Origin of the sequence: Vineibacter terrae, assembly GCF_008039615.1 — a bacterium.
Taxonomy (GTDB): Bacteria; Pseudomonadota; Alphaproteobacteria; order Reyranellales; family Reyranellaceae; genus Vineibacter; species Vineibacter terrae.
This window is the reverse complement of sequence record NZ_VDUZ01000029.1, coordinates 75,960-100,074: the sequence shown is the minus strand read 5'-3', so window position 1 is coordinate 100,074 and position 24,115 is coordinate 75,960. Positions and strand designations below refer to the sequence as shown.

Genomic DNA, 24,115 nt, shown 5'->3' with positions numbered 1-24,115 from the left:
AAAGATCCCTCGCTGCGCTCGGGATGACAGTCAGTGACAGGGTTGAACCCGCCATGACCGACCGCTTCAATCTCAGCCGCTGGGCGTTGCAGCATCGCGCGCTCACCATCTTCTTCATGGTGGCGCTGAGCGTCGCAGGCATCTTCTCCTATTTCAGCCTCGGCCGCGCCGAGGACCCGCCCTTCACCATCAAGCAGATGGTGGTGTCGGCGCAATGGCTTGGCGCGACGGCGCCGCAGATGCAGCTGCAGGTCACCGACAAGATCGAGACCAAGCTGCAGGAGCTGCCGTTCTTCGACAACGTCACCAGCTACACCAAGCCCGGCGAGACGGTGATCTTCGTCTCGCTGCGTGACGACGTGCCACCCCGGCAGGTGCCCGACCTGTGGTACCAGGTGCGCAAGAAGATCGGCGATATCCGCAGCACGCTGCCGCAGGGCGTGCTGGGCCCTTCCTTCAACGACGAGTACGGCGACACCTATTCGCTGATCTGGGCCTTCGAGGCCGACGGCTTCAGCGATGCCGAGCTGAAGGAGATGGTGAAGGCGGCGCGCCTGCGATTGCTGCGGGTGCGCGATGTGGTGAAGGCCGATTTGTTCGGCACCCAGGATGAGCGCATCTACCTCGAGTTCTCGCACGCCAAGCTCGCCATGCTCGGCCTGAGTGTGCAGCAGGTGATCGACGCGGTTCAGAAGCAGAACAATGTCGTGCCGGCGGGCGTGGTCGAGGGCGCCTCCGCGCGCGTGGCCGTGCGCGTCGACGGCGCGCCGGCCACGCCCGAGGCGCTCGCCCGCATCCCGATCGAGGCCGGCGGCCGCACGCTCACCCTGGGCGACATCGCCCAGGTCAAGCGCGGCTATGTCGATCCGCGCGCCTTCTCCATGCGCTATATGGGCAAGCCGGTGACCGGGCTGGGCATCGTGATGGCCAGCGGCGGCGACATCACCACCCTGGGCAAGGCGCTCGACGCCGAGATGGCGCGCATCCAGGCCGAGCTGCCGGTGGGCGTCACGGTGCACAAGGTCGCCAACCAGCCGGCCGTGGTCGACAGCTCGTTCTCGGAGTTCGCCACATCGCTGGCCGAGGCGCTGGCGATCGTGCTGGCGGTGAGCTTCCTGAGCCTGGGCCTGCGCACCGGCATCGTCGTGGCGCTGTCGGTGCCGCTGGTGCTGGCCATCACCTTCACGGTGATGGAGATCATGGGCATCAACTTCCACCGCATCTCGCTGGGGGCGCTGATCATCGCGCTGGGGCTGCTGGTGGACGACGCCATCATCGCCGTCGAGATGATGCTGGTGAAGCTGGAGGAAGGCAAAAGCCGTTTCGAGGCTGCCACCTTCGCCTACACCTCGACGGCCTTCCCGATGCTGACCGGCACCCTGGTGACCGCCGCCGGCTTCGTGCCGGTGGGCTTCGCCAAGTCGAGCGCCGGCGAATACACCAACGCCATCTTCTGGGTCACGGCCATCGCTCTGGTGGTGTCGTGGTTCGTGGCCGTGCTGTTCACGCCGCTGATCGGGTATCGGTTGCTGCCGGCGCGGCACGCCCTTCCCCCGGAGGGGGAAGGTGGCGCGAAGCGCCGGAAGGGGGATGTTCGAGCGGATTCGATATCAGCCCGTACAGTGGAAGATGACCCAACATCCCCCTTCCGCCCTTCGGGCACCTTCCCCCTCCGGGGGAAGGAAGGGCACCACAATCCCTACGACACGCGGCTGTACCGGGCGTTCCGGCGGGTCGTGGCCTGGTGCATCGGCCATCGCTGGCTCACGATCGGCGTGACCGGCGCGGCCTTCGTGGGCGCCTTGTTCGCCTTCCAGTTCGTGCAGAAGCAGTTCTTCCCGCTGGCGGCGCGGCCGGAGCTGATCATCGACCTGAAGCTGGCGCAGCAATCCTCCTACGCGGCCACCGACGGCGAGGTGCGCCGCTTCGAGGACTGGCTGGCGCGCAACGACAAGGTGTCGACCTACGTCTCCTATATCGGCGCCGGCTCGCCGCGCTTCTACCTGCCGACCGTGCCCGAGCTGCGCAACAGCAACTTCGGCCAGGTCGTGGTCGTCACCAAAGGCATCGAGGCCCGCGAGGCGCTGATCAAGGAGATGGACAGCCTGTTCGCCGGCGACTTCGAGGCCGTGCATGCGCGCGTGCAGCGGCTGCAAAACGGACCGCCCACCGCCTATCCGGTGATGTTCCGCGTGCTGGGTGCCGACCCGCAGGAGATCCGCCGCATCGCCGGCCAGGTGCGCGAGGTGTTCAAGGCCAATCCCAGCACGCGCGACATCAATTTCGACTGGTTCGAGCTGGGCAAGTCGGTGCGGCTGGATATCGACCACGCCAAGGCCCGCGCGCTGGGCGTCAACCCGCAGGACCTCGCCACGGCGCTGAACACGCTGCTGTCGGGCGTCACCGTCACGCAATACCGCGAGGGCGACGAGTCGATCGACGTCGTGGCCCGCGCTGTCGCGGCCGAGCGGCTGAGCCTCGACGGGCTCGACAGCGTCACGGTGCGCGGCGCCAACGGGCCGGTGCCGCTGTCGCAGGTGGCGCGCCTGGTGCCGCAGCTCGAGGAGCCGATCCTCTGGCGCCGCAACAAGGAGACCTTGATGACGGTGCGCGCCATGGTCATCGACGGGGTCCAGGGCCCCGATGTGACGGCGCAGATCGACAAGGCGCTGGCGCCGGTGCGCGCGGCGCTGCCGCCCGGCTACCGCATCGACATCGGCGGCGATCAGGAGGAAAGCGCCAAGAGCCAGCGCTCGATCTTCGCCCTGATGCCGCTGATGCTGCTGCTGATGCTGACCTTCCTGATGCTGCAGCTGCAGAGCTTCTCGCGCGTGGCGCTGGTGCTGCTGACGGCGCCGCTGGGCCTGATCGGCGTGTCGCTGTTCCTGCTCGCCTTCGACGCCGCCTTCGGCTTCGTCTCGCTGCTGGGCGTGATCGCGCTGTCGGGCATGATCATGCGCAACTCGGTGATCCTGGTCGACCAGATCGACCAGGACATCGCCGCCGGCCACAGCCCCTGGGATGCCATCATCGACGCCACCGTGCGCCGCGCCCGGCCGATCCTGCTGACGGCGGCGGCGGCGATCTTCGCCATGGTGCCGCTCTCGCGCTCGGTGTTCTGGGGACCGATGGCAATCGCGCTGATGGGCGGCCTGCTGGTAGCCACGGCGCTCACCCTGCTGTTCCTGCCGGCGCTCTACGCCGCCTGGTTCAGGGTCAGGAAGCCGGACGCGCGCCAGGCAGCAACGCTGCCGGCCGATGTTCCGTTGGCGCCGGCCACGGCGGCCGCGGCGGAATAGCAGCACCCCGCCACGCCGCGCTCAGGGCTGGACGCCATAGGACAGGAGCCGGCGATACAGCGTGGCGCGCGAAATGCCGAGCGCGCGTGCCGCATGACTGACGTTGCCGCCCTCGTTCTGCAGCGCCGCCAGGACCATCTGCTGCTCCGCCGATTTCAGCGTCATGGATGCTGCCGGCACGGTATCGCTCGGGCGCGGGGCGGCGCCATCCAGCAGCGCCGGCGGCAGGTGCTGCCACTGCAGGACGCCGTGCGGCGCCAGCAGCGCCATGCGCTCGAGCACGTTGCGCAGCTCGCGCACGTTGCCGGGCCAGTGATACCGGCGGAACACATCCATCACCGGCTCGTCGAGGCGCAGATCTTGCCCGGCGTCGGCAGCGATGCGGCGCAGCAGGGCCCGCGCCAGATGCGGAATGTCGGCCGCCCGATCGCGCAACGGCGACAGCGTGAGGCTCGCGACATCGAGGCGATAGCGCAGGTCGGCACGGAAGCGGCCTTCGGCGATCTCCTGCGCCAGCGGCCTGTGGCTGGCTGCGACCACCCGCACGTCGATGCGCCGCGGCGTCGCTTCGCCCAGACGGCACACCGTCTTCTCCTCCAGCACGCGCAGCAGGTAGGGCTGCAGCTCCAGCGGCATGTCGCCGATCTCGTCGAGGAACAAGGTGCCGCCATGCGCATGCTCGAGCTTGCCCTTGGCGCCGCCGCGCCGCGCGCCGGTGAAGGCGCCCTCGGCATGGCCGAACAGCTCGCTGGCCAGGATCTCCTTGGGCAAGGCGGCACAGTTGAGCGCGACGAAAGGCCCGGCGGCCATGGGGCTGGCGGCGTGGATGGCACGCGCCAACATGTCCTTGCCGGTCCCGGTCTCACCCTCCAGCAGGATCGGCACCTTCTGCGCCGCGAAGATCTCCGCCTGGCGCAGCAGCGGCGCCAGTGACGGCGACGCCTCGGCGATCGGCCTGAAGGCGGGCACAATGGTCGCCGCGGACGGCGTCGATGCGCGCGCCGGCAGCGGCAGGCGCAGCAGCACGCCGATGCAGCGGCCATCGACCCGCAATGGTGTCAGCCAATCCGCCCTGATCCATTCGGGCAGGCCGCGAAGCGTCGGGCTGTCGATGACATCGGCGCTGAGGCCCGGAATCGCTGCCGCCGGCTGCAACTGTATCGCGCAACCCAGCCTGTCCAGGATCGCGCCTGCGTCCGAGGTCGCCTTGACGACGCGCCCGCGCGCATCGCAGAGGATCACGGCCTCGCCACGTCCGGCTTCCTCATGGAACATCTCGATCAGCCGGCAGCGCTCGGCGGTCTCCTGCATCAGGATGTGCGACTGGATCCGGTTCACCAGCGTGGCCACCAGCGGCCCGGCATGCAGGACCATCATGTTGTTGGGGCCTGTCACGTCGACCACACCCAGGATGCGCCCGTCGACCGGGTCACGGATCAGACCGGCATTGCAGCTCCATGGCTTGCCCGCCTCGCAGAAATGCTCCTGTGCCAGGATCTGCACCGGCCGTCCCAGGGTCAGCGCCGTGCCGACGGCGTTCGTCCCGCCATGGCCCTCGCCCCAGCATGCGCCGGGCATGATGCGGTTGGCCACCATCTGATCGGCCAGCGGCGGATCGCCGTCGGCCGTCAGCAACGTGCCGCGCGCGTCGCTGGTGATCAGCACCATGCCGGTGCCGGCGAGCTGGTCGACGGCCGGCGCCATGCAGGTCTTGATCGCATCGTACAGCCGGCCGTTCTGGTCGTAGAACCGCGCCAGCGCATCGCCATCGACCGTGACCGGCGCGGCGCGGCGATGCGGGTCGACGCCTTGCCGGCGGCAACGCGCCCATGATTCCAGAACGACGTTGCGCACGCCCGATCCGTCGATCGGACAGGCGCTGAGAAAGCGCTCCCACGCGCGACCGACATCACGGAAATATTCGCGCGTGTACAGCTCCTGACGCGGAACGCCACGCATGACCGCGTTCCTCCCGTGGACCTGCCTTCAAAGGCATGCCTCTTTGCGTTGGCGCCAGCCACGCCGATGCAAGTCGCTTCACCGATACGCAATCACGCCTGCACGGACGATGGCGACCGTGAACCGTAGCACAACGCGCGCATCGGTAAACGACGCCACGGTGTCTCAATCTGCAACAGTTGAGACAGCACACCTGTCGCGTCGCACGGTGTCCGTCACGCAATCGGCTGGGTTTTCCCGGCATCGGCGCATGGCATGGACCTTGCCGTGCGCTTTCGGCAACGCCCGTCATGTGCGTGATGCGGCGATACCCGGAGGACGCCCATGCCAAGCCCGCAATCCGAAGCATTGAAATCGCTCTATCGACACTGGTCCGATTCGCTGGCGAAGAATCCGACGATGCCGCTGGACGAGCTGCGGCGTCTGTTCGACCACTGGGGTGACGTCACCGCCGAGCCCGGCGGAGTCGACTACATCGAGGTCGATGCCGGCGGCGTGCCGGCGCTCTGGGCCGTGCCCAAGGGATGCGCGCAGGATCGCGTCCTGCAATGCACGCATGGCGGCGGCTACGTCACCGGGTCGATGTACTCGCACCGCAAGGTGTACGGCCATTTCGCCAAGGCGATCGGCTGCCGCGCGCTGATCCTGGACTATCGCCGCGCGCCGGAGCATGTGCATCCCGCCCCGGTCGACGATGCGACGACGGCCTATCGCTGGCTGCTCGATCAGGGCATCGAGCCCGGCCACATCGCCTTCACCGGCGATTCGGCAGGCGGCGGACTGGCCGTCACCACGCTGCTGCGCGCGCGCGAGCGCGGGCTGCCGATGCCGGCCGCGACCATGCCGCTGTCGCCCTGGCTCGACATGGAGGCGACGTCGCCGACATTCGAGTCCAATCGCGAGCGCGATGCCCTGGTGCAGCGAGATATCGTCCTGGTGATGGCCGGCACGTTCCTGGGCGAAGGCGGCAACCGCAAGGACCCGCTGGCCAATCCGCTGCTGGGCGATCTCAAGGGATTGCCGCCCATGCTGATCCAGGTCGGCGGCGACGAGACCCTGCTCGACGACAGCCGCAATCTCGCCGACGTGGCGCGCCGCGCCGGCGTCGCGGTCACGCTGGAGACCGAGCCGCACATGCAGCACGTCTACCACTTCCTCGCTGGCGCAGCACCCGAAGCCGACGACGCCATCGAGCGGCTCGCGGCGTGGGTCCGCCCGAAGCTGGGGCTGGGCGAAATGTCCTCACGCGAGGACGCCAGGACAACCGCGCGGCGCGCCGGCTGAGCGCGTCACGTCACGGCTCAATGCAGAGGAGGAAACACCATGAAGTTCATGCTGTTCGTTCTGCCGACGGTGCCGGGCACCCTGGCGGACCGTGAGCGGCTGCGCCCGATCGGCCGCAACAACGAACGCTACCAGCAGATGCTCGACGAGCTGCGCAAGCTTGCCGTGTTCGCCGACGACGTCGGCTTCGACGTCTTCGCGACCACCGAGCACCACTTCCATTCGGAGGGCTACGAGACCTCGGTGGCGCCGCTGCTGCTTTACGCCGACCTTGCCGCGCGCACCAAGCGCATCAAGTTCTCGCCGCTGGGGCTGGTGCTGCCGTCATGGGATCCGATGCGGGCGGCGGAAGAGCTGGCGGTGCTGGACCACCTGACCAAGGGACGGATGTACGCCGGCTTCGCGCGCGGCTACCAGGACCGCTGGGTCAACGTGCTCGGCCAGCAATACCACGTCACCGGCGCGCCGATGGACGGCTCGTCGATCGACAACCACAACCGCAAGGTCTACGAGGAGACGCTGAAGGTCATCAAGAAAGCCTGGACCGAGGAAGCCTTCGACTATGACGGCGAGTACTACAAGGTGCCCTACCCCTACAAGGAAGGCATCACGCGCTGGCCGGTCCATGAGTGGACCCGCAAGTACGGCGCGCCGGGCGAGATCGACGACAAGGGCGTGATCCGCAAGATCTGCGTCGTGCCCCGCCCCTATCAGCAGCCGCACCCGCCCCTGTTCCAGCCCTTCTCGGTGAGCGAGAACACGATCCGCTACACGGCGCAGTCCAGCATCGTGCCGTGGATCCTGGTCGCCAACCCGCCCGACTTCCAGCGCCTGTGCCAGGTCTACCAGGAGGTCGCCGGCCAGGCCGGGCGCACGCTGGGCCTGGGCGAGAGCGTGGGCGCCTTCCGCGCCGTCCATTTCGGGCGCACCGAGGCCGAGGCCGTACAGCTGCTGCGCGACACGAACTATGCCGGCTTCAACGCCTATTTCGGCGGCTTCGGGTTCTGGGAGGCGTTCCGCACGCAGGAGGATCTTACGAAATATCCCGCTCCCGCGCTCCTGCCGCAGTCGGAGTGGACGCTGGAGCGGATGCGCAAGGTGAAATACGCGCTGGCCGGCACGGTCGACCAAGTGAAGGCCGAGATCGAGGCGCTGCACACGATCGGCGGCAAGGGCGAGCTCGAATGGTTCGGCTGGTTCTTCGACCAGGGCTTCATGTCGTGGGACGAGGAGATGCGCCAGATCGAGATGTTCGCCAAGCACATCATCCCGGCCTTCCGCTCGACGGAGACCAAGGCACGCGCCCCCGAGAAGGTGTAGCGGCTATCGCGGAGCCCTTCCCTCCAAGCGTGGAAGGGCTCTGGCTCCCGGGCACGGACGCAGCGCCGTGCGGCACGTTCTGTCATCCCGAGCGTGATTTTAATCTTCCCCCGGAGGGGCAGGGCATTCGCATACCCCTCGCTGTCATCCCGAGCGCCAGCGAGGGATCTCCTGCGGCAAGGCGCACGGTGCGCAATTCGCGGGAGATCCCTCGCTACGCTCGGGATGACGGTAGGGGCAGATGCGAATGCCCTGCCTCGCTGTGCTCGGGATGACAAGCGGCAAATTCTCCAACCGCGTTGTCGGAGTCGGCCCCATGCCGTCGTCCTTGGAGCGAAGGACGAAGGAATGGCCATGCCCAACGCAATCCTCTGCTACAGTCTGCAAGCTGTGGTCCCTGATGCCAGCTCGCTGGAAGGTGAGCGCCACCGTCATCCCGAGCGCAGCGAGGGATCTCCCGCGAGGGGCGCACAGTGCGCCATTCGCCGAAGATCCCTCGCTGCGCTCGGGATGACAGGTGTGTCACCGCTCCCAGCTGCTAGTCGGGCCAGGCAAGAGGAAGACACGCTCATGGACGGGTTCAGGGCAGTGGCGCAGACGCTGATCGCATCCGGGAAGCTCGACGTCGGCGTCCCGCCGCTGCTGTCGTCCGATCCCGGGAGCAGCGGCGCGTGACCGACCTGGCGTGGATCGACAGTGCCTTGACGTCGGCGCGTCCCCAGGCCGTCGGCGCCCTGCTGCGGTATTTCCGCGACCTCGATGCCGCCGAGGAGGCGTTCCAGGAAGCGTGCCTGCGGGCGCTGAAGACGTGGCCCGAGAAAGGCCCGCCGCGCGATCCCACCGCCTGGCTGATCTTCGTCGGCCGCAACGTCACGCTGGACGAGCTGCGCCGGCGCACCAAACAGCAGGCGCTGCCGCCGGACGAGCTGATCTCCGACCTGGACGATGCCGAGGCCGATGCCGCCGAGCGGCTGGATGCATCGCATTATCGCGATGACGTGCTGCGCCTGCTGTTCATCTGCTGCCATCCCGACCTGCCGGCGACCCAGCAGATCCCGCTGGCGCTGCGCGTCGTGTCGGGCCTGTCGGTCAAGGAGATCGCGCGCGCCTTCCTGGTGAGCGAGAGCGCCATGGAGCAGCGCATCACCCGTGCCAAGCGCCGCGTGGCGGCGGCCGACGTCCCGTTCGAGACGCCGGGCGCGCCCGAGCGCGTCGAGCGGCTCGCCGCCGTCAGCGCCATGATCTACCTGCTGTTCAACGAGGGCTATTCGGCCAGTGGCGGCGACGTGCATGTGCGGGTGCCGCTGTGCGAGGAGGCGATCCGGCTGGCACGCCTGCTGCTGCGTCTCTTTCCCGGCGAGACCGAGGTGATGGGCCTCACCGCCCTGCTGCTGCTGCAGCATGCACGCGCGCCGGCCCGGCTCGACTCGGATGGCGCCATCGTGCTGCTGGAGGACCAGGACCGGCGCCGCTGGAACCGCAGCCTGATCGCCGAAGGCCTGGTGCTGGTCGAGAAGGCGCTGCGCCATCGGCGCCCCGGTCCCTACCAGGTGCAGGCGGCCATCGCCGCGGTGCATGCCCGCGCCGCCCGGCCGACGGACACCGATTGGGCCGAGATCGACCGCCTCTACGCCGTGCTGGAAGCGCTGCTGCCCTCGCCCGTGATCACGCTGAACCGGGCCGTGGCCGTCGCCAAGGTGCGCGGTCCGGCCGCGGCGCTGGCCATGATCGAGCCGCTGGCGTCCCGGCTGGACGGCTATTTCCATTTCTTCGGCGCCAAGGGCGCGCTGCTGATGCAGCTCGGCCGCAACGACGAGGCCCGCGAGGCCTTCGACCGCGCCATCGCGCTGGCCAACACCGCGGCGGAAGCCGCGCATATCCGGCTGCATATCGACCGCCTCATGCGCGACAGCCAGAAGCCCGGCGATGCCGGTTGAGCGTAGCGGGGAGCGCGGCACTTTTTGGTCGGGCCGCGCCGCTGGAGCGGCGCGGCCCGACCGATGACCACCAAACTGCTAACTGTTGACAGTTGATAGGTCGTCTGCGAGTGTTGGCCGCCGCCGGATCGCGCGATACTGCGGCATTGCCTTCCATCGCAGGGGACGACCGGTGAACGATTTCGACGTCATTGTGGTTGGGGCGGGCAATGCGGCGCTGGCTGCCGCGGTCTCGGCGCGGGAGAACGGCGCGCGCGTGGTAGTGCTGGAGAAGGCGCCGCGCGAGATGCGCGGCGGCAACACCCACTGGAGCGGCGGCGTGCTGCGCTTCGCCTTCGACGAGCCGCGCGAGATCGCGCCACTGGTGCCGGAGGCCGAGAGCCAGTACGAGAATTTCTACGACGGCATCGCGCCCTACACCCGCGCCGACTTCCACGGTGACCTGATGCGGGTCACCAACGGCCGCACCGATCCGGTCCTCTCGCGTCTGCTGGTCGACAACTCCAAGGACACCGTGTTCTGGATGCACCAGACGGGACGCATCAAGATGGAGCCGGCCATCACGCTGTCGGCCGTGCGCAAGGGCAACGTGATGGTCTGGGCGCGCGGCCTGGTCGTGCGCGCCGAGCACGAAGGCGTCGGCCTGTCGCGCAGCTGGTTCTCGACCGCCGAGAGGATGGGCATCGCCGTGCGCTACGGCGCCGCCGCCGTCGAGCTGCTGCTCGACGAGCGCGGTGCCGTGAGCGGCGTAAAGGTGCGCGATGCCGACGGCCTGCAGACCTACACCGCGCGCAGCATCGTGCTGGGCTGCGGCGGCTTCGAGGCCAACGTGCAGATGCGCACCCAGCACATCGGGCCGCTCATCGGCCAGGCGAAGGTGCGCGGCACGCCGCACAACCAGGGCGACGGGCTGCGCATGGCGATGGCGATCGGCGCCATGCCCTGGGGCCAGTGGGCCGGCTGCCATGCGACGCCGATCAGCGCCGACTGGGGCGATTTCGCGCCCCGCGAGATGACCGACCGCAGCAACCGGCTGAGCTATCTCTATGGCGTGATGCTGAACAAGCGGGGCCGGCGCTTCCTCGACGAGGGCGAGGACACGGCGCTGTTCACCTACGCCAAGTTCGGGCGCGCCATCCTCGCCGAGCCCGGCGCCAAGGCCTATCAGATCTTCGACTCCAAGGTCGTGCATCTGCTGGAGCCGCGCTACCAGACCAGCAAGCCGATCACCGCCGACACGCTGGAGAGCCTGATCGCGCAGCTCGATATCGACGACAAGGCGCAGGCGCTGCGGACGCTGGCGGACTACAACAAGGCGGCATGCGATGCCGACCAGGGCTTCGACCCCACGCGCAAGGATGGCTTGGCCACGCGCGGCCTGGACCCCGAAAAGACGAACTGGGCGCTGCGGCTGGACCAACCGCCCTACTACGCCTACAGCGCCACCGGCGGCATCACCTTCACCTTCGGCGGCCTGAAGATCACCGAGGGCGCGCAGGTCATGGGCACGGATTGGCGCCCGATACCGGGCCTCTACGCTTGCGGCGAGATGGTGGGCGGACTGTTCTACGACAACTATCCGGCCGGTACGGGCCTGGTGGCCGGCGCCACCTTCGGCCGCATCGCCGGACGCAACGCGGCGTTGGCCGCACGGTAGCGACAGCATGTTCCAGTCACCGACAATCCTGGTGACGGCTGGGACCGCGCCGCTCCAGCGGCGCTCTTTCCGACGATTGTCCATGAGCGTCGCTGGAGCGACGCGGTCCGACCCGTCGCCAGCAACGTCAGCGCCTGAATGGAGGGGAAGTCCATGACCGACATGCCCGATCCCACCCCGCCGCTTGCGGCCCGCCTGGCCGAGAAGATCTGCGGCTTCCACGCCAAGGCCGCGACCGTGCGGGCGCTGGCGCAGGCGCGCACGGCCATCATCGACACCATTGCCGTCACCCTGGCCGGCGTTCCCGAGCCCTGCACCCAAGTGCTGCTGCAGACGCCGGGCATCGCCACCGCGCCGGGCGACGCCGTCATCTTCGGCACCGACCAGCGCACCAGCGCGCTCGACGCCACCCTTGTCAACGGCACCGCCTCGCATGCGCTGGACTATGACGATTTCAGCGGGCTGCTGGGTGGCCACCAGTCGGTACCGCTGGTCGCGGCGCTGTTCGCGCTGGGCGAGGAACGCAAGGTCTCCGGCCAGCAGCTCATGCTGGCCTACCTGGTGGGTGTCGAGACCGAGATCCGCCTGTCGCGCGCGGTGAACTTCCATCACTACGACAAGGGCTGGCACCCGACATCGACCCTGGGCACGATCGGCGCCGCCGCGGCGACGGCGCATCTGCTGGGCCTGGATGCACGGCGCACGGCCCTGTCGCTGGCCATCGCAGCCTCGCTGTCGAGCGGGCTGAAGGCCAATTTCGGCACCATGACCAAGCCGCTGCATATCGGCCAGTGCGGCCGCAACGGCCTGATGGCGACCCTGCTGGCCGAGGGCGGCTTCGACGCCAATCCCGGGGTTTTCGAGCATCACCAGGGCTTCTTCAACGTCTTCAACGGCCCCGGGCTGTTCGATGCCGAAAAGGCGCTGGCCGACTGGGGCGCGCCGCTGGAGGTCGAGCACGAGTCGATTGCCCTGAAGCAGTTCCCCTGCTGCGGCAGCACGCACCCGGCGATCATGATGATGCTGGCGCTGGCGCGCGACGCGGCGATCCGCGCCGAGGACGTGGCGCGTATCGAGGTCCTGCCGCACGGCCGGCGGCTGCGGCACACCAACACACCGCAGCCCAAGACCAGCCTGCAGGCCAAGTTCAGCGTGCAGTATGCCGTCGTGCGTGCCCTGCTCGACGGCACGGTGCGGCTCAAGGATTTCGAGGGCGAGGCTCATCTCGAGCCGGCGGTCACGCGGCTGCTGGCCGTGACCGAGGCACGCCCGCATCCGGACATGGCCGATGACGCCCCGGCGCAATGGGGCGCCGAGGTCATCGTCACGCTGAAGGATGGCCGACGCCTGGCGCGCCGTGTCGACAACCTGGTCGGACGCGGCGGCGACAACCCCATGACATCGGACGAGCTGTGGGAGAAGTTCAGCGACTGCGCCGCCCGTGCCCTGCCACGGGAGCAGATCGCGCCGCTGTTCGAGCGCCTGGAGACGCTGGACAGCGCCGCCGACATCGGCCAGGTCACGCAGCTGGCTGCAGTGAGCCGGCTGCATGACAGACCGCACGCCGGGCGGGTGTCGTTCGCGCGCCATGACGCGTACGATGCGCCAGAGACGACTTGGGTGCCGTAGAAGCTACGGACTGTCATCCCGAGCGCAGCGAGGGATCTCCCGCGCACGGAGTCTCCACCCTCGGGAGATCCCTCGCTGCGCTCGGGATGACAGCGAACTTTTCAGGAGATGGACAGGATGGCTGAGCTGATTGCCGTCATTGGCATGGGACAGATGGGCTCCGGCATGGCCGGCCGGCTGAAGGAAGCCGGCCATGATGTCGTCGGCTATGACATCAGCGCCGAGCAGCGCAGCCGGCAGGCCGCCGCCGGCTTCCACATGGCGGCCAGCATCAAGGAGGCGCTGGCCGGCCGCTCGATCGTGCTGACCAGCCTGCCCGACCCCAAGGCCGTGCGCGAGGCCTGGCTGGGTTCGGACGGCATCGTCGCCCATGCCGCCCCCGGCACCCTGTGCATCGAGCTCAGCACCATCGACCCGCAGACCATGCGCGATGTCGCCGCTGCCGCGGTCGAGCGCGACGTGGCCGTGATCGACTGCCCGGTCAGCGGCAGCCCGGCCGAGGCGCGCAACGGCAAGCTGGTGCTGATCGCCGGCGGCGAACCGAAGGATCTCGCCCGCGCCGAGCCGGTGCTGAAGCTGCTGGGCAGCGACTGGAAGCACACCGGCGGCGTCGGCACCGCCAAGGTGGTGAAGATCGTCAACAACATGATGTCGATGGGCAATGTGCTGGTCGCATCCGAGGCCTTTGCGCTGGGCGTGGCAGCCGGCGTCGAGCCCGAGAAGCTCTACGACGTGCTGTCGGTGAGCGGCGGCCGCTCGCATCACTTCACCAAGCGCTTCCCCAACGCGCTGAAGGGAGATTTCAACCCCGGCTTCAAGATGGAGCTGGGCGAGAAGGACATGGCCCTGGCCATCGACCTGGGACGCAGCCTGCGGCTGCCGACACCGACCGCCTCGACCGTGCGCGAGCTCTACGCCATGGCTCTGGCGGAAGGCTTCCGCGGCCAGGACATCGTCGCCCTGCTGGCGATGTACCAGCGCTGGGCTCGCGCCGACGGCAGCAACCAGAAGTGAGCGGTAGACGTACCATCAACACCTCTCCCCGCGAGCGCGGGGAGAGGGAGGGGCCCAGCGTGCGCAGCACGATGGGAGGGTGAGGGGTACGAGCGATCAGTCCCTGTTCTTTGCCGCATGGCTTGATCGTTCCTACCCCTCACCTTCCCATGCCTTCGGCATGGGCCCCTTCCTCTCCCCGCGAGCGCGGGGAGAGGAGAGCAAGCTACACCCCGAGATAGGCGCGCTGGACGTACTCGCTCTTCGCCAGCTCGCTGCCGCTGCCGCTCAGCGCAATGCGGCCGTTCTCCAGCACATAGGCGTGATGGCACAGGCGCAGCGCGAGGTTGGCGTTCTGCTCCACCAGAACGATCGACAGCCCCTGCTCCCGGCTGATGGCCACGATCAGCCGGGAGATCTCCTGCACCATGATCGGCGCCAGCCCCAGCGACGGCTCGTCCAGCAGCAGGACCTTCGGCTGCGCCATCAATGCGCGGGCGATGGCCAGCATCTGCTGCTCGCCGCCCGACAGCGAGCCCGCGAGCTGGCCGCGCCGCTGCCGCAGCTTGGGAAAGTGCTCGAACATGCGCTCGACGCCGGCATGCAGGACGGCGTTGTCGCGCTGCAGGTAGCCGCCCAGCAGCAGGTTGTCGTGCACGGTCATGCGCGGGAACACACGCCTGCCCTCGGGCGACAGGGCGATGCCGCGCGCCACGATGTCCGGCGGCGCCAGGCGGTCGATCCGCGTGCCGTCGAACACGATCTCTCCCCGGCTCGGCGGGCGCAGCCCCATGATTGCGCGCAGGGTGCTGGTCTTGCCGGCGCCGTTGCCTCCGACCAGCGCCACGATCCGGCCCGGCGCGACGTCGAGGCTGACGCCGCTGAGCGCGATGCGCGGGCCGTACGCGACGTGGATGTCGCGGATCTGCAGCGCGCCGGTCATGTCACATCCTCGGTGCCGAGATAGGCCTCGATGACCTTGCGGTCGGCGCGGATCTCCGCCGGCAGGCCCTCGGCGATCTTCTCGCCGTGATCGAGCACCACGATGCGATCGCAGATGCCCATCACCAGCCGCATGTGATGCTCGACCAGCAGCACGGTGACGTTCTCTGTCTCATGCACCGTCTCGATCAGGCGGCCCATTTCAGCCGATTCCTCGGGGTTGAGGCCGGCGACCGGCTCGTCGAGCATCAGCAGCTGCGGCTCGGCGGCCAGCGCGATGGCCACGCCCAGGCGCCGCTGGTAGCCATAGGGCAGCTCGCCCGCGGGCTGGTCCCTGAAGCGGGCCAGCGCCAGACGGTCGAGCAGCCCTTCGCAGCGCTCCCGGGCCGCCGCCAGCACATCCCTCGCGGCGCGGGTGTTGAAGACCGAGCCGATCAGCGACACCGGCGTGCGCGCAAAGGCGCCGCGCATGACGTTCTCGAGCACGGACGCGGCCGGGAACACGGTGGTCGCCTGGAATGTGCGCACCAGGCCTTCAGCCACAACGGCGCTGGGCTTCATGCCCACGATGCTGCGGCCCTTGAAGCGGATGCTGCCATCCGACGGCGGCAGCACGCCGCTGACCACGTTGAAGCACGTGGTCTTGCCGGCGCCGTTGGGGCCGATCAGGCCGACGATCTCGCCGGCCTTCACCGAGAAGGTGACATTCCTCAGGGCGTTCAGGCCACCGAAGCGGCGGCTCAGCTGCTCGACCTCCAGCAGCGCGCTCATGTCGGCGTCTCCACGCCCTTCTTGCGCCGCAGGACGCGCTTGCCGATCGAGGCCAGGCCGCCAGGCAGGAACAGCAGCACACCCAGCAGGATGGCGCCGTAGATGATGTGCTGAACGCCCTCCAGGCCGCGCAGCAGCTCCGGCAGCGGCGTCAGGAACGCGGCGCCCAGCACGCCGCCGACCAATGTCTGGCGCCCGCCGACGACCAGCATGGTGATGTAGGCCACCGAGTCGTGGAAGGTGAACGTATCGGGCGAGATGTAGCGGATGTAGTGCGCCATGGCGGCGCCGGCAGCGCCGGCGATACCGCTGCCGAGCGCGAAAGCGATCACCTGGTAGCGGCTGGTGTCGATGCCGCTCGATTCGGCCAGCTGGATGTTCTCGGCGATCGAGCGGAAGGCACGGCCGTACTGCGAGCGCATCAGCGCCCAGATGAAAACGAAGACGGTCGCGAAGGCCGTGAGCGCGGCGTAGTAGAAATATGCCCGCGAGCCCAGCGCCTGATCGAACACCCTGATGGGCGGGATGCCCACCAGGCCGTTGGCGCCGCGCGTCACGCTTTCCCAGTTCAGCGCCACCAGCGTGCAGACCTGACCGACAAGGAACGTGACCAGCACGAAATAGACGCCACGCAGGCGCAGGATGACCCGGCCGAGCGCCGCCGCCAGCAGCCCGGTGACCAGGCCGGCCAGCACGATGCCCAGGATGGGCGGGATCTTGAGCTGCATGGCGCCCAGGGCCGAGAGATAGGCGCCGATGGCCGCGAAGGCGGCATGGCCCAGCGAAAGCTGCCCGACAGCCGCGATCAGCCCCAGGCTCATCGCGAAGATGGCGTTGAGCAGCGCCAGGTTCGCGAGGTGCAGGTAGAACTGATTGGCCGTGAGCTGCGGCACGGCGATCGCCAGCACAAGCCCGGCGGCCGCCGCGGCGTATCCCAGGGTCTTGCGGGACATCGCCTACGCCTCCTTCTGGCCGAGCAGGCCCCAGGGCCGCACCAGCAGGATCAGGATCACCAGCAGCAGCTGCAGGATATCGGCCACCAGCGAGCCGAACAGGGTCGCCGTGAAGCTCTCGATCAGGCCCAGCAGCAGGCCGCCGACCACGGCGCCGGGCACGGAGCCCAGCCCGCCCAGGATCACGACCACGAAGGCCTTCAGCATCGGCGTCAGGCCCACGAACGGCGATACCGAGAAGATCGGCGCCATCAGCGCACCCGCCAGGGCCGCCAGCGCCACGCTCATGCCGAAGGCGATCGGGTAGATGGTATTGACGCGGATTCCCTGGATGAGCGCGGTCTCGGTATCCTGCGCGACCGCGCGCATGGCCCGCCCGATCCGGGTGCGCTGGATGAAGAACCAGAACGCCGCGAAGATCAGCGCCGCAGCCGCGATCACCAGCAGCCGCGACCACGGGAAGGTGAAGGGGCCGATGGTCAGGACGCCGTCGATGACATTGGGCATCGAGCGCGGCGTCGGCCCCCAGGCCAGCACGGCGCCGTTCTGGATGATCACCGAGACCGCGAGCGTGGCGATCATGCCGGACAGCTCATCGGTGCGGAACGGCTGTATGACGGCGCGCTCCACCAGCGCGCCCAGGATGCCGATGCACAATGCCGCCGCAGCCAGCGCAACGATGAAGGGCAGCTCCCATTGGGCGTACGTGAAGAACGCCACGAACGTGCCCAGCATGTAGAATTCGCCATGCGCGAAGTTGACCACGCGCATGATTCCGAACACCAGGGTGAAGCCTACGGCCATCAGCATGTACATCGTGCCGATGACGAGGCCGTTCACCGTGGCCTGCGCCAGGAGCGTCGGGTAGTCCATTGGCGTCGCCTTGTGTCAGATAACGGCTGTCATCCCGGGCACAGCGAGCATCACCACGCTCGCTCGGAGCTTGCGATCTTTTCCTTCCCCCGGAGGGGGAAGGTGGCGCGAAGCGCCGGAAGGGGGATGTTGCAACGGATTCGATGTGGCTTAGGATCAGCGAATTCGTTCAAACATCCCCCATCCGCCCCTTCGGGGCACCTTCCCCCTCCGGGGGAAGGATTAAGCTGCACACGCTCGGGCTGACCGCTATGGCTCACCTGGTGCTGGCTACTCGCACTTGGCGGGCGTGCACTTGGCGACGACCACAGGCGCGCCATTCTTGATCAGCGCCACGTAGAACGGCGCGTCGAGCTGCTGGTTCGACTTCCACTGCGCCTGCCCGGTCCAGTTCACCTTGCCCAGGACCGTGTCGAAATCCTTCAGCGCCAGCATCGCGTCGCGGATCTTGTCGGTGTCGCTGACGGTGCCGGCCTTGCGCATGGCCTCGAACAGCATCTGCAGGTTGGCATAGAAGAACGGGCTGAAGGCGTTCAGCGGGATCTTGTACTTGTCCTCGAAGCGCTTGGTGTATTGCTGGATGGCCGGCGACGACAGGTCGATCGGCTGGTGGACATAGACGTTCTCCGTCGCCTCCTTGCCGGCGATCTTCACGATGTCGGCCGTGGCATCGCCGCCGGTGCGGATGATCGGCCCCTTGAAGCCGAGCTCGCGCAGCTGCTTCACCAGCAGGCCGGCGGTCTGCGGCGAGTTGCCGTCGAGCTCGAAGGCATCGATCTTCTGCGCCAGGACGCGTGTCAGCAGCGGCACGAAATCGACGCGCTCGCGCTCGAAGAACTCCTTGGCCACGAACTTGGCGCCGACGGCCTCGTAGGCCTTCTCGTTGGCCGCCGCCACCTGCTGGCCGCTCTCGTCATTGGGGAACAGGCCGCCGATACGCTTGCCGCCCAGCTTCTCGACGACCCATTTGATCTGCGGGTCGGAGAAGACGTCGGAGGGCAGCACCGGACGGAAGCTGTACTTGTAATCCGGCGACAGCGCCTTGGGCGTGAAGCCCATGGTCATGGTGATGACCTTGTTCTCCGTGCTCACCGGCAGGATGGCCAGCGCCGGCGCCGAGCCCACGGGCCCGACCACGAACTTGATGCGGTCGTCGAACGCCAGGCGGTTGATGGCGGTCAGCGCGTCGCTTGCCTTGTACTTGTCGTCGTAGGCCACGACCTCGATCTTGTACTTCTTGCCGCCGACCTCAAGGCCGCCCTTGCCGTTGACGTCCTCGGCGGCGAGATCCGCGGCGCCCTGCATCGACATCCCCCAGGCCGTACCCGCCCCGGAAAGGGTGGCCAGCACGCCGATCTTCAGGGTTTCGGCCTGCGCCGCCGGGATGGCGATCGCGCACGCCGCGGGCAGCAGCGCAGCCGTCAGAAGCCGCTTCATGGTTTCCTCCTTGGAACCGCCGGCAATCGCGCATTCGAAAGCGGCATTGGCCGCGGACTTTAGGCAGTTGTCTGCTTATAGTCAACTGTTGACACTTTTGTTGAGTTTGTCGACAATGCGGCTACTCAGCGCCGCAGGAGATCCGCGTTCATGGTCGCGAAGTATCAGCTCTTCATCGATGGCAAGTGGCGGGACAGCGCGGACGGCGGAACATTCGAGGCGATAAACCCCTTCAACCAGGAGGTCTGGGCTCACATCCCGGCCGCGACCGAGGCCGATGTCGCGGCCGCCACGGCGGCGGCACGGCAGGCCTTCGAAGCCACGTGGCGCCGCACCAGCGGCCTTGAGCGTGCCACCCTGCTCAACCGGCTGGCGGCGCTGCTGGAGGAGAACGCCGACCGCATCTCGCTGCTGGAGACCACCGACAACGGCAAGGTGATCCGCGAGACGCGCTCGCAGATGTTCTTCGCCGCCCGCGTCTACCGCTTCTTCGCCGGCTACGCCGACAAGATCTGGGGCAACGTGATCCCGCTCGACCAGCCCGACATCATGGATTTCGCGGTGCGCGAGCCCTACGGCGTCGTCGGCATCATCACGGCCTGGAACTCCCCTATCGCGCTGCTGGCCAACAAGCTGCCGGCGGCGCTGGCGGCCGGCAACTGCGTCGTGATCAAGCCATCGGAGCATGCGTCGGCCACCACGCTGGAGTTCGGCAAGCTTGTCGAGCAGGCAGGCTTCCCGCCCGGGGTCGTGAACATCGTCACTGGCGATGCCAGGATCGGACGCGCGCTCGTGGCCGGCGGTGGCCTCGACAAGGTGAGCTTCACCGGCAGCCCCAACGCCGGACGCGAGATCGCGGCCACCGCTGGCCGCAACCTCACGCCGGTGACGCTGGAGCTCGGCGGCAAGTCGCCCAACATCGTCTTCGCCGATGCCGACATGGACAAGGCCGTGGTCGGCGCGCTGGCAGGGATATTCGCAGCCACCGGCCAGACCTGCATCGCCGGCTCCCGGCTTCTCGTGCAGCGGCCGGTCTACGACCGGATGGTCACGCGCCTGGCCGAGCGGGCGCAGAAGATCGTGATGGGCGATCCGCGCAACCCTGCCACCGAGATGGGCACCGCGGCCAACGAGCCGCAGTTCCGCCGCATCCTCGACTACATCGACATCGCCCGGAAGGAAGGCGCGCGGCTGGTGACCGGCGGCGGCCCGGCGCGCGACGGCGATCTCGCCAAGGGCCTCTTCATCCAGCCCACGATCTTCGCCGACGTCGACAACACGATGCGCGTGGCCCAGGAGGAGATCTTCGGGCCGGTGCTCTCGGTGATCCCGTTCGACGAGGAAGCGCAGGCCGTGGCGATCGGCAATGCCTCGCCCTACGGCCTTGCCTGCGGCGTATGGACCCGCGACGTGTCACGCGCGCTGCGCATGATCCGCGCCATGCGCACCGGCGTGGTCTGGGTCAACACCTACCGCATGGTCGCGGCCCAGGCGCCGTTCGGCGGCGTCAAGCATAGCGGCTTCGGCCGCGAGCGCGGCGAGCAAGGCCTGCTGGAGTTCACCACCAGCAAGAACGTCATGATCGATTTCTCCGACGAGACGCGCGACCCCTTCGCGGTGAAGGCGTGAGGCGACCCGACTCTCACACAGGCATGGATGCCCGATGACTTATCTGGTCGCCCAGGACCTGCCGGCCGAGCCGGCCGGCCTTCGCCTTCGCAAGCTGCTGGATCGGCCCGGCATCCTGCAGATCCCCGGCGCCTATAATGGCCTGGTGGCGTTGCAAGCCAGGGAAGCGCAGTTCGAGGCGCTCTACCTGTCGGGCGCAGCGATGTCCGCCTCCATGGGGCTGCCCGACCTCGGCATCCTCACGATCGACGACGTCTGCTTTTTCGTGCGCCAGGTGGCGCGCGCGGCCCAGCTGCCGGTCGTGGTCGACGGCGACACGGGTTTCGGCGAAGCCCTGAACGTCATGCACATGGTGCGTGCGTTCGAGGATGCCGGCGCCGCCGCCGTCCAGATCGAGGATCAGCTGCTGCCCAAGAAGTGCGGCCACCTCAACGACAAGCGGCTGGCGGCCCCCAACGACATGGCGGCGAAGATCGCGGCCGCCGCGCGCGCACGCCGGCATCTCTACATCATCGCGCGCACCGATGCCGCCGACAGCGAGGGCCTGGAAGGTGCCATCAGGCGGGCGCAGCTCTATATCGATGCCGGCGCCGATGCGATCTTCCCCGAGGCTCTGGGCAACGCCGAGGCCTTCCGTACCTTCGCCCGGACCATCAAGGTGCCGCTGCTTGCCAACATGACCGAGTTCGGGCGCACGCCGTTCATGACGGCGTCGGAGTTCGAGGCGCTGGGCTACAAGATGATCATCTGGCCGGTGAGCGCGTTGCGCATGGCGGCCAAGGCCCATGGCGAGCTGTTCGCCGGCATCCGCCACGACGGCGGCACGCATCGCTTGATCGACCGCATGCAGACACGGTCGGAGCTCTACGCCACGATCGGCTACCACCAGTACGAGGCGCTCGACTCCTCGATCATCACGTCGGTGGTCCCGGAGGGCATGCCGCAGACCATCGCGAAGCGGTAAGCGCCGAAGATCACCACGTCATCCCGAGCGCAGCGAGGGATCTCCTGCGAAGGGAGCCTCGATCCTCAGGAGATCCCTCGCTTCGCTCGGGATGACCGGTTGGCTCGTCACGCCCCCGTTGGCTTCAGCGAACGCACGCGCGGCTCCGGCCCCTTGACGGGTGCCGGCTTGGGAGCGGCCTCGGCGTCGCGCAGCTGCTCCTCCACGAACTCGCGGGCGTTGCGCAGGTGCTGGCGCATCTTCTGCTCCGCGTCGACGGGATCGCGGCGCATGAGCGCGGCGACGATATCCTTGTGCTCCTGCAGCGCCCTCTTGGCGCGACCGGCCTTGGTGCTCGACTTGTAGCGATAGACCCGCAGCAGGTAGTAGAGATCCTCGCACAGCATCTGCACCAGGCGCTCGTTGCGGCTGCCCTTGGCGATCCGGAAGTGGAAATCGAAATCCTTCGATTCCTGGTAGTAGCCGGTGCCGTCCCGGATGCTCTTCTGCTGCTGGTGCGCGTCCAGCAGCTCGGCCAACGCCTTGAGCTCGGCATCGGTCATGTTCTGAGCGGCGAGCGCGCAGGCCATGCCCTCCAGCGCTTCCCGCACCTGCAGCACCGCATGGAGGTCCTGCAGCGACAATTCGGCGACGCGCACGCCGATATTGGCCGTGCGCTGCAAGAGCTTGCGGCCTTCCAGCCGCCTGATGGCCTCGCGCAGGGGACCGCGGCTCACCCCCAGCGAGGCGGCCAGGGCCTGCTCGCTGATCTTGCTGCCCGGTTGAAGGTCTCCGCTGATGATCGCCGCCTCGATCCTTTCGGCGACGACATCAACGAGTGATTGTGCCCGAACCTTGTTGTTCAGAAGGCCGCTCATCAAGGGAGGCCCTTTTCGCCTGGTCGTTCAGTCTGCGCGAGAAGACCCGGCGCGCACTCGGTCAACTCAGCGCGCGTTCTTAATATGCCGCCCGGCGCTTTGTCCAGCCAGCCGACCGAACACGGCACCTGACATCAGGCCGGCGCCGCCCAGGTAGTTGCCGTAGAAGATGCCGCCCACCAGCTCGCCGGCGGCGTAGAGGCCCGGGATCGGCCGGTCCACGAGGTCCAGCACCTCTCCTTCCGTGCTGATCCGCAGGCCGCCGAAGGTGAAGGTGATGCCGCAGGTGACCACGAAGCCGGCGTATGGCGGCGTGTCGATGGGCAGGGCCCAGTTGGACTTGGGCGGGGTGATGCCCTTGGTGCCCTTGCCGTCGAGGATGGACGGGTTGTAGGTGCCGGGCTGGCAGGCGGCGTTGAACTCCCGGACGGTCCGGGTCAGGCCCTCGACGTCAATCTCCAGCTTCTGGGCCAGCTCCTCGAGGCTGTTGGCCTCGGCCTTGGTCACCTGGCGGATGCGATACTCGTCGCGCACCATGCCGATCGTCTTGGCATCGAAAATCTGCACCGCCGCCCGCTGCGGCTGCTTCATGATCTCGCGGCCGTACTTGGCGTAGGTATGGTTGCGGTAATCGGCACCCTCGTCCACGAACCGCTCGCCCTTCATGTTGACGACGATGCCGATCGGATAGGAATGCTTCTGGAAGTTGTCGAGGATGACCCGGTCGCCATAGGGTGGCGCGCTGATGTCCCAGGCCACGGCATGGCAGGTCGACCAGCCGCCGAACGGCTGGGCGCCGATGTCGAGGGCGGCCCTGATGCCGTCACCGGTGTTATGCCGCGTGCCGCGCACCCGGCACAGTTCCCAGCCCGGCCCCAGATAGCGGGTGCGCATTTCCGGGTTGGCCTCGAAGCCGCCGCAGGCCAGCACCACGGCCCGTGCCTTGAGGTCCTCGAAGCCCTCGGGCCCCTTGGCCGTCACGCCCACGACCTTGCCGCGCTTGTCCTGGATCAGGCGGACCAGGCCCGTGTCGTAGCGGATGTCGATGCCGTTGCGCTCGGCCGCCTTCATGAGCTGGTCGACCAGGCCCCAGCCGCCGCCGACGGCCTCGATGTTGACGCCGCCATAGAAATGGTGCTTGCCGTCGACCTTGTAGGACTGACGGCCGAACATGGGCACGAAGCGCACCTTGTGGTGGCGCATCCAGCGCATGGTGTCGCGCGAGCGGCCGGTCAGGAGCTCGGCCAGTCCCTCGTCAGCGTTGTTCTCGGTGACGCGCATGAGGTCGTCGACGAAGGTCTGCTTGGGCAGCGGCGGCAGCACGATCTGCGCCACCTCGGCTTCGGAGAGATCCTGCAGGATGTCGCCGCGCAGGTCGTCCAGCCCGTCATGCACGAAGCGGAAGCCGCCAGCCGTGAACAACGAGTTGCCGCCGCGCTCCGCCTCGGGCGCCTTCTCCAGCATCAGCACCTTGGCGCCCTGCTCCGACGCCGATAGCGCCGCGCAGATCGCCGCGTTGCCGGCGCCCACCACGATCACGTCGTAAACGGCGGCTGCGGCCATCGCGTCTCTCCTTTTCCGATTGTCCGTTTCAGCGTGGTCGGAAGCTAG

The 24,115-nt window shown here is 68.0% G+C and carries 17 protein-coding genes; 9 read left to right on the top strand and 8 right to left on the bottom strand.

What is annotated here, in order from left to right; translation table 11 throughout:
• Positions 1-53 precede the first annotated feature (53 nt).
• On the top strand, positions 54-3,299 hold the full coding sequence (locus tag FHP25_RS23620; RefSeq protein ID WP_147849429.1) for an efflux RND transporter permease subunit: 3,246 nt from the start codon (positions 54-56) through the stop codon (positions 3,297-3,299).
• Between the two features lie 21 nt (positions 3,300-3,320).
• On the opposite strand, the gene FHP25_RS23615 is transcribed toward FHP25_RS23620, so the two are convergent.
• Entirely contained in the window at positions 3,321-5,258 is a 1,938-nt protein-coding gene (locus FHP25_RS23615; protein WP_147849428.1) for a sigma-54-dependent Fis family transcriptional regulator, read from the bottom strand.
• 324 nt (positions 5,259-5,582) lie between these two features.
• Here FHP25_RS23615 and FHP25_RS23610 point away from each other — a divergent pair, with 324 nt between their 5' ends.
• The 6 genes from FHP25_RS23610 to FHP25_RS23585 all read left to right on the top strand — a co-directional run bounded on the left by FHP25_RS23610 (position 5,583) and on the right by FHP25_RS23585 (position 14,099).
• Positions 5,583-6,542, top strand: coding sequence for an alpha/beta hydrolase (locus FHP25_RS23610; protein ID WP_147849427.1), 960 nt, complete (start codon positions 5,583-5,585; stop codon positions 6,540-6,542).
• Positions 6,543-6,581: 39 nt separating this feature from the next.
• A complete protein-coding gene (locus FHP25_RS23605) occupies positions 6,582-7,862 on the top strand; it encodes an LLM class flavin-dependent oxidoreductase (RefSeq protein WP_147849426.1) in 1,281 nt (426 codons plus the stop codon).
• 671 nt (positions 7,863-8,533) lie between these two features.
• Positions 8,534-9,799, top strand: a complete 1,266-nt coding sequence (locus tag FHP25_RS23600; RefSeq protein ID WP_147849425.1) for an RNA polymerase sigma factor — start codon at positions 8,534-8,536, stop codon at positions 9,797-9,799.
• 172 nt (positions 9,800-9,971) lie between these two features.
• Entirely contained in the window at positions 9,972-11,456 is a 1,485-nt protein-coding gene (gene tcuA / locus FHP25_RS23595) for an FAD-dependent tricarballylate dehydrogenase TcuA (protein ID WP_147849424.1), read from the top strand.
• A gap of 153 nt (positions 11,457-11,609) precedes the next feature.
• The gene (locus FHP25_RS23590; protein WP_218578539.1) at positions 11,610-13,085 is read left to right on the top strand and encodes an MmgE/PrpD family protein; all 1,476 of its coding nucleotides are present in this window, start codon (positions 11,610-11,612) and stop codon (positions 13,083-13,085) included.
• A 117-nt stretch (positions 13,086-13,202) separates the two neighbouring features.
• Positions 13,203-14,099 (top strand): NAD(P)-dependent oxidoreductase, encoded by an 897-nt coding sequence (locus tag FHP25_RS23585; protein WP_178133735.1) that lies wholly within the window; start codon positions 13,203-13,205, stop codon positions 14,097-14,099.
• Positions 14,100-14,304: 205 nt separating this feature from the next.
• Here FHP25_RS23585 and FHP25_RS23580 read toward each other — a convergent pair whose 3' ends face one another.
• The 5 genes from FHP25_RS23580 to FHP25_RS23560 form a co-directional block, all read right to left on the bottom strand.
• Complete coding sequence (locus FHP25_RS23580; protein WP_147849421.1) at positions 14,305-15,021, bottom strand: ABC transporter ATP-binding protein; 717 nt, start codon at positions 15,019-15,021, stop codon at positions 14,305-14,307.
• Positions 15,018-15,791, bottom strand: coding sequence for an ABC transporter ATP-binding protein (locus FHP25_RS23575; RefSeq protein WP_147849420.1), 774 nt, complete (start codon positions 15,789-15,791; stop codon positions 15,018-15,020). The genes FHP25_RS23580 and FHP25_RS23575 overlap by 4 nt, the downstream gene beginning before the upstream one ends.
• Complete coding sequence (locus FHP25_RS23570) at positions 15,788-16,744, bottom strand: branched-chain amino acid ABC transporter permease (protein WP_147849419.1); 957 nt, start codon at positions 16,742-16,744, stop codon at positions 15,788-15,790. Before FHP25_RS23570 ends, FHP25_RS23575 begins: the two co-directional genes overlap by 4 nt.
• Positions 16,745-16,747: 3 nt before the next feature.
• Positions 16,748-17,617 carry a branched-chain amino acid ABC transporter permease gene (locus FHP25_RS23565; RefSeq protein WP_147849418.1) on the bottom strand — a complete coding sequence of 290 codons (870 nt, stop codon included), beginning with the start codon at positions 17,615-17,617 and terminating at the stop codon, positions 16,748-16,750.
• 270 nt (positions 17,618-17,887) lie between these two features.
• Entirely contained in the window at positions 17,888-19,054 is a 1,167-nt protein-coding gene (locus FHP25_RS23560; protein WP_147849417.1) for an ABC transporter substrate-binding protein, read from the bottom strand.
• Positions 19,055-19,204: 150 nt separating this feature from the next.
• On the opposite strand from FHP25_RS23560, the gene FHP25_RS23555 reads away from it, so the two are divergent.
• Together FHP25_RS23555 and prpB are read left to right on the top strand one after the other, a co-directional pair.
• The gene (locus tag FHP25_RS23555; RefSeq protein ID WP_147849416.1) at positions 19,205-20,683 is read left to right on the top strand and encodes an aldehyde dehydrogenase; all 1,479 of its coding nucleotides are present in this window, start codon (positions 19,205-19,207) and stop codon (positions 20,681-20,683) included.
• A gap of 34 nt (positions 20,684-20,717) precedes the next feature.
• Positions 20,718-21,647: a methylisocitrate lyase gene (gene prpB, locus FHP25_RS23550; RefSeq protein ID WP_147849415.1), complete on the top strand. Its 930-nt coding sequence runs from the start codon at positions 20,718-20,720 to the stop codon at positions 21,645-21,647.
• Between the two features lie 107 nt (positions 21,648-21,754).
• Here the strand turns inward: prpB and FHP25_RS23545 are convergent, their stop codons facing one another.
• Together FHP25_RS23545 and tcuA (FHP25_RS23540) are read right to left on the bottom strand one after the other, a co-directional pair.
• Positions 21,755-22,504, bottom strand: coding sequence for a GntR family transcriptional regulator (locus FHP25_RS23545; protein ID WP_147849414.1), 750 nt, complete (start codon positions 22,502-22,504; stop codon positions 21,755-21,757).
• Positions 22,505-22,570: 66 nt separating this feature from the next.
• Positions 22,571-24,067 carry an FAD-dependent tricarballylate dehydrogenase TcuA gene (gene tcuA / locus FHP25_RS23540; RefSeq protein ID WP_147849413.1) on the bottom strand — a complete coding sequence of 499 codons (1,497 nt, stop codon included), beginning with the start codon at positions 24,065-24,067 and terminating at the stop codon, positions 22,571-22,573.
• Positions 24,068-24,115 lie beyond the last annotated feature (48 nt).